Here is a 6,651-nt window from a genome sequence, read left to right on the forward strand (position 1 = left end):
ATATTTCCTTGTAAATCGGCGATATAAATATCAAAATCGGGATAAATTGCCCAAAGGTATTTTCCGTCACGAGGTTTTGGTGGCGCTGGACAAGCTACGTTTCCTTCATGAGTAGAAGCGTAGATAATGTGTTTTCCGTCGGGCATAAAGTAGGAGCAAGTGGTTCTTCCTTTTCCAGTAGAAACCAATTTTAGATTTTTAGAATTGATTTCTTTCTCTTGTAAATCGAGCATGAAAATTTGATCACAAGGAATTCCAAAAGCAGTATTGGAAACTTGGAGCGTCAAATTTTTACTATTCGGACTAAAATAGGCTTCGGCGTTGTCGCCACCATTTGTTAGTTTTGTGATGTTTTGTAGATTACGTTCTTGACCGAAAGAGCTTGAAAATGAGAATAGTAGACTTACTATTATAAAAGAAAAATACTTAGTTTTATGTAAGAACATGGTGTGGTTTTTTAGTTTTAGCAAATATACTAAAAAACACATTTTTTATAACGTTGAATAATAGTTAATTGTATCTAAATGTATCGACTACAATGTCTACAAGTCTTCCAACATAATTCGTTTTTTGTATTTTTTAATCTTCTTAAAATAGGTTGGAGTGAATCCTGTGATTTTTTTAAATTGGTGCGATAGATGGGCAACACTGCTGTATTCCATTAGCAAACTAATTTCTGTTAAACTTAACTCATCATATAAAAGCAGCTCTTTTACTCGTTCTATTTTATTGATAATAATATAGTTAGCGATTGTAGTTCCGGTTACTTCCGAAAATAGTGAAGCAAGATGGTTGTAATTATAATCTAATTTTTCAGCGATATAATCAGAAAAATTAACTTTCGGATTTTTTTCTGAATAGTGAATCAGTTCGATAATTGTAGTTTTTGTTTTTTCAATAAGCAACGACTTTTTATCGTCTATTAACTCAAGTCCTATTTTTACCAAACCTTTTCTTAATAGTTCTCTATCGTCACCAGAAATATCTTTTTTAAGATTTACTTCGCCAAGTTCTATTGAAGTATGTTTAAGTTTGATTTTATCAAGTTCTTCTTTCACTGCAATTTTACAACGAAGCGAAACCATATATTTGATGTGTATTTTCATGAAATTAAATTTGAATTAGTTATTGCAGTAAACAAATTAATAGTTGTATTTCATTTCACACAGAATAGTTCCTATTGTTGTAAAGGTATTCATTTTTTAGCGGTGCAAAGATAAATTGCTCCAGATTTTATTTGTTATATATTTTCAAAATCATTTTACATATTTCATTGATAGAAATAAAAAAATCCGTCTCATTTATACAACTTGACGGATTGAATTATAATTGATGAATTGAAATTAATCGGCTTTAAATTTTACCACAATAGCTTTGGTGTAATTAGAATTTTGAACATCTGATGCCGAATTGAAGTTTTTTCTTTTATCCAATTTCATAATCATGTCCATAAAGTTGAAATTGGCATTATCAACTTCTTTGGTTTCCTTAATTTCAATAATCTTGCCCAAAGTTAAATTAGAGTATTTTGCAATTGTTTGTGCCTTTATCTTGGCTTTTTCAATCAATTTTTTTATTAATTCTTCTTCAAATTGCGATTTATCTTGATAGGTAGTTTTTCCAATAGTTCCAGAGACTTTGTCGAGTTCTTTAACTTCGATAGAAAGTTTTTTCAACTCTTCAAATGACGCTAGAGAGACTTTAAAGCCATCGTTAACTTTAAAAATATTAAATTTATTGTTTGTTTCTAAATTTGATTCTGAAAGAGAGGTGTACTTGTACTTTTTGTTTTTTAGAAAAGTTTCTAAATTATTAAGTTTCATTTTTTGTGCATTCTTTACTTTTATTTCGTTCATTTTAGCATCTTCTTCAACTTCTTCAACAGCATAAGATTCATAATCTTCCTCTAAAGTTAGAATATATTCGAACGATGTTGCTTTAATTTGAACTGAATCAATTACTTCTACTTCAATGGATCCATTTTGGGAAAAAATGCTAATTGGTGCTAAAATAAATGCGAGAATAAAAATTTTTGCTGCTAATTTCATCTTGGTTTTTGTTTTAAGTTTCCTGCAATATAAAAAAAATCCGCTTTGTTTTCACAAAGCGGATTAATTATAAACTTGATATTTTAACTTGATTCTTACAAGTGGATTACTTCGTCATAAGCAGCAGCTACAGCTTCCATAACGGCTTCACTCATTGTAGGATGTGGGTGAATTGCTTTTAAGATTTCGTGTCCAGTAGTTTCTAGTTTTCTTGCTACAACTGCTTCTGCAATCATATCGGTTACACCAGCACCAATCATGTGACAACCTAACCATTCGCCATATTTTGCATCGAAAATTACTTTTACAAAACCATCTGGAGTTCCAGCAGCTTTAGCTTTTCCTGATGCCGAGAATGGGAATTTACCAATTTTTAATTCGTATCCTTTTTCTTTAGCTTGTTTTTCTGTCAAACCAACAGAAGCAATTTCTGGAGTTGCATAAGTACAACCAGGAACATTTCCGTAATCGATTGGTTCTACGTGTAAACCTGCTATTTTTTCAACACAGTTAATTCCTTCAGCAGAAGCAACGTGAGCCAATGCTTGACCTGGAGTTACATCACCAATTGCGTAATATCCTGGAACATTAGTTTGGTTGTAAGCGTTTACTAAAATTTTATCTTTATCAGTTGCAATGCCAACTTCTTCTAAACCAATATTTTCGATGTTTGTTTTAATTCCGACAGCTGAAAGTAAAATATCAGCTTCAAGAACTTCTTCACCTTTAGCTGTTTTAACGTAAGCTTTAACTCCGTTTCCAGAAGTATCAATGCGTTCTACAGAAGCATTTGTCATGATATTTACACCTGCTTTTTTCATTGAACGTTCCATTTGTTTCGAAATATCTTCGTCTTCAACTGGAACGATATTTGGCATAAATTCAACAATAGTAACTTCAGTTCCCATTGCGTTATAGAAATGTGCAAACTCAACACCAATAGCACCTGAACCTACCACAATAAGTTTTTTAGGTTGTGTTGGTAACGTCATTGCTTGTCTGTAACCGATAACTTTTACACCATCTTGAGGAAGATTTGGCAATTCACGTGAACGTGCACCAGTTGCAATAATAATATGGTCTGCAGAATATTCTGTAACTTTACCGTCAGCAGCAGTAACATCAACTTTTTTACCTGGTTTTATTTTACCAAAACCATCAATAACGTCGATTTTATTTTTTTTCATCAAGAATTGAACACCTTTGCTCATTCCATCAGCAACATCACGAGAACGTTTTACAACAGCTGAAAAGTCTTTGTCAAATTCTTTGATTGTTAATCCGTAATCAGAAGCATGTTTTAGGTAATCAAATACTTGAGCCGATTTTAAAAGTGCTTTTGTTGGAATACAACCCCAATTTAGGCAAATTCCACCAAGATTTTCTTTTTCAATAACAGCTACTTTAAAGCCCAATTGAGAAGCACGGATTGCCGTAACATAACCGCCTGGACCACTTCCTAAAACAATAATATCGTATTTCATTTTTCGAGAATTTATTTTTAATTTGTGAAAAATGCAGTCGCTTTCGCTCGTGTCATTTTGTATATGACNNTTTATAAGGTTAAAAGTTCTTAACGCAATGAAGCAATTAATTCTTCTACTTGCTTTTTTTGTTCGGCATATTTTGCTTGTAATTCAGATCCTTCACCCATTCGATTGTAGTAATCAAATGCTTTTTGTGCAAAACTTTTTTTATAATGATTGGAAACTTCGGGAATATTTGGAAATAAATTTCTGAACAACATTTCATAATAGGCTTGCCATTCGCGCTCGTTTTTGTCCATTACAAATGGTTGTCTGGTTTTTTGACGCACATGAACCATTTCGTGAGCAATCAAACTAATCATTAAAGGCAACGGAAATTGAAATGTATTTTCAGGAATTCTAATAATTTGTTGGTCGCCAAAATTACCTTCGGTTGTGAGAACAATCATGCTTGGTTCGGCTTTTTCTCTAAACTCAAAACCTTTTAAATAATGGTCTTGCATATTGAAATGTTGCAGAATCCAATGGGCTGCTTCTTTGGTTTTTCCTTGATTATGAAAGGATTCGACTTTATGTTTTACTTTTTTATAATTCATAAACTAAATTTATTTTGAAATCATTTTTTTGACAATAGAAACAATGGTTGTTGCGAGAATTGCGCCCGAAAAAGCCAAGAAAATATCTTTTTGTGCATCCCAAATATCGCCTTGAGTTCCCAGATACGCATCGCCTTGCGCTTTGAAAAAAACATCGGCAACTGCCCATTCGATCAATTCATAAAATCCGCTGATGGATAAAGTTACTTCTATTGGCAATGTCCAAGCTACCCATGATGGAAATTTTAACCATTTTAGAAACATTTCACGCAATGGATACGCCAATAAAAATCCGAAACTAAAATGTACAATTCTATCGTAATGATTTCGAGATAAATCTAAAGCGTCTTTCAACCAATAGCCAAATGGATTTTCAGCATAAGTATATTTGGAACCATAAACGTGAAGACATAAATAAATGCAAACCAATAAATAGCTTAAATCACTAAAAATGAATTTTTTATAGGTAAATATTAGAAATCCTAAAAACAGAAATACTAAGGTGTTTTCTAGAATCCAATTGGCTGTGTCGGTATTTCCAACGTAGGAATTAATCCAATTTATTAGAAAAAATCCGATGAAAATTTTTAACCAAGTATTATTTTTAAAAGGAGTTCTTTCGTCGGAAATCGCAATTGTAAAAGCCATAGTTTTATTTAATTTTCGTCAAATATAAATAAAAACGTATTAGTTTTTAAATTGCTTCCGAAAATTGCGAATCGTATAGGTTTTTGTAGTAGCCATCGACTTTATTTATCAATTCTTGATGCGTTCCAGATTCTACAATTCGACCTTTATCCATCACAATAATTTTGTCAGCATTGACAATAGTTGCCAATCGATGTGCGATGACAATTGAAGTTCTATCTTTAGTGATAGTTTCTGTTGCTCTCTGAATCAATTCTTCTGAATACGTGTCGATAGAAGAAGTGGCTTCGTCCAAAATAAGAATACTCGGATTACTAACATAAGCACGTAAAAAAGCAATCAATTGGCGCTGTCCAGACGACAACATGACACCGCGTTCTTTTACATTATAATCGTAACCTTCGGGCAAATTCATTATAAAATCGTGTACACCAATTTTCTTGGCAGCCGTGATCACTTGTTCGCGAGAAATGGCATCATTATTTAAAGTAATGTTGTTATAAATAGTATCGGCAAATAGGAAAACGTCTTGTAAAACAACAGCTATTTGAGTTCGTAAACTTGATAATGTAAAATCATTAATGTCTTGATTGTCAATTGCTATTGTTCCAGAATCGATTTCATAAAAACGATTTAACAAATTGATAATAGTCGATTTTCCTGCGCCAGTCGAACCCACAATGGCAATTGTTTCGCCCGATTTTACTTCTAATGAAATGCCTTTTAAAACTTCTTCATCTTTAATATAACTGAATCGAACGTCTTTAAAACTGATGTTTCCTGCAAAATGTTTGGCTTCAATTGTACCATTTTGTTGGACATCTTCTTCGGTATCTAAAATATCAAAAACTCGGTTGGCAGCAATCATTCCCATTTGCATTTCGTTGAATTTATCTGCAATTTGACGTAACGGATTGAACAACATTCCGATGAACATGGTGTACGAAAATAAATCGCCAAAAGTCGTGAATTTGTCACCATCTAAAATATGAAAACCTCCATAAAGTACTACAAATCCTAAGGTTAACGACGAGATAATATCGGCAATTGGAAAGAAAATCGAGTTGTACAAAATGGTTTTTATCCAAGCAACATTGTGTTTCTGATTGATTTCTTTGAATTTTTCGTGTTCAATTTCTTCACGATTAAAGAGCTGCACAATCTTCATTCCGGTAACTCGTTCTTGCACGAACGTATTTAAATTGGCAACTTGATTTCTAACTTCTTCAAAAGCTACTTGCATTTTGCGTTGGAAAATTCGTGTGATGTAAACCAGAATTGGCATTGCTGCTATTACGATCCACGTTAGTTTCCAGTTCATGTAAAACATTATGATTAAACAGGCAAGCATTTTTAGCAAATCACTGATAATCATGAATAAACCTTGGCTAAAAATTCTCGCAATTTGTTCAATATCAGATACTGAGCGCGTAACTAATTGACCAACTGGTGCGTTGTCGAAATACTTCATTCTGAAACTCAACATGTGTTTGAAAAGTTTTGTTCGAATATCTTTAATGATGTTTTGACCTAAAAGATTGGCCCAAAAAACAAAGAAAAATTGAAATATTCCTTCTAATAACAACACAATTCCCATTAAAGTAATGTAAAACAATAAACCGTTTTGATCGTGAGGTTTGATGTAATGGTCAATCGTTTGCTTCAATAAAAACGGACGAAGTGATGCAAAAATAGCTAACGAAATTGCAGCAGCAATCACACCATAAAAAACTGTTTTATAGGGTTTTGTATATTTTAAAATGCGTTTAAATAAACGTATGTCGAATGCTTTTGCTTTCATTAATTTAATATTAGATTTTTAGCTATCAGATTTTAGATTTAAAAGTGATGTCTATATTCTATTTTCTATAT

The 6,651-nt window shown here is 32.4% G+C and carries 7 protein-coding genes; all 7 read right to left on the bottom strand.

What is annotated here, in order from left to right:
* Positions 1-446, bottom strand: a 446-nt coding sequence (locus DIU01_RS04690; RefSeq protein ID WP_367221746.1) for a TolB family protein, incomplete at its 3' end; no start/stop codon positions are given.
* 96 nt (positions 447-542) lie between these two features.
* Positions 543-1,106, bottom strand: coding sequence for an AraC family transcriptional regulator (locus DIU01_RS04695; protein WP_290832084.1), 564 nt, complete (start codon positions 1,104-1,106; stop codon positions 543-545).
* Between the two features lie 237 nt (positions 1,107-1,343).
* Positions 1,344-2,048, bottom strand: a complete 705-nt coding sequence (locus tag DIU01_RS04700) for an SIMPL domain-containing protein (RefSeq protein ID WP_290832085.1) — start codon at positions 2,046-2,048, stop codon at positions 1,344-1,346.
* Between the two features lie 95 nt (positions 2,049-2,143).
* Positions 2,144-3,532 carry a dihydrolipoyl dehydrogenase gene (lpdA, locus tag DIU01_RS04705; protein ID WP_290832086.1) on the bottom strand — a complete coding sequence of 463 codons (1,389 nt, stop codon included), beginning with the start codon at positions 3,530-3,532 and terminating at the stop codon, positions 2,144-2,146.
* A gap of 89 nt (positions 3,533-3,621) precedes the next feature.
* Positions 3,622-4,131 (bottom strand): hypothetical protein, encoded by a 510-nt coding sequence (locus DIU01_RS04710; RefSeq protein ID WP_290832087.1) that lies wholly within the window; start codon positions 4,129-4,131, stop codon positions 3,622-3,624.
* A 9-nt stretch (positions 4,132-4,140) separates the two neighbouring features.
* Positions 4,141-4,779, bottom strand: a complete 639-nt coding sequence (locus DIU01_RS04715; RefSeq protein ID WP_290832088.1) for a DUF2238 domain-containing protein — start codon at positions 4,777-4,779, stop codon at positions 4,141-4,143.
* A gap of 46 nt (positions 4,780-4,825) precedes the next feature.
* Positions 4,826-6,580 carry an ABC transporter ATP-binding protein gene (locus DIU01_RS04720; RefSeq protein ID WP_290832089.1) on the bottom strand — a complete coding sequence of 585 codons (1,755 nt, stop codon included), beginning with the start codon at positions 6,578-6,580 and terminating at the stop codon, positions 4,826-4,828.
* Between the last annotated feature and the right edge of the window lie 71 nt (positions 6,581-6,651).

The organism is Flavobacterium sp. (genome assembly GCF_003525665.1).
In the GTDB taxonomy this organism is placed as follows: Bacteria; Bacteroidota; Bacteroidia; order Flavobacteriales; family Flavobacteriaceae; genus Flavobacterium.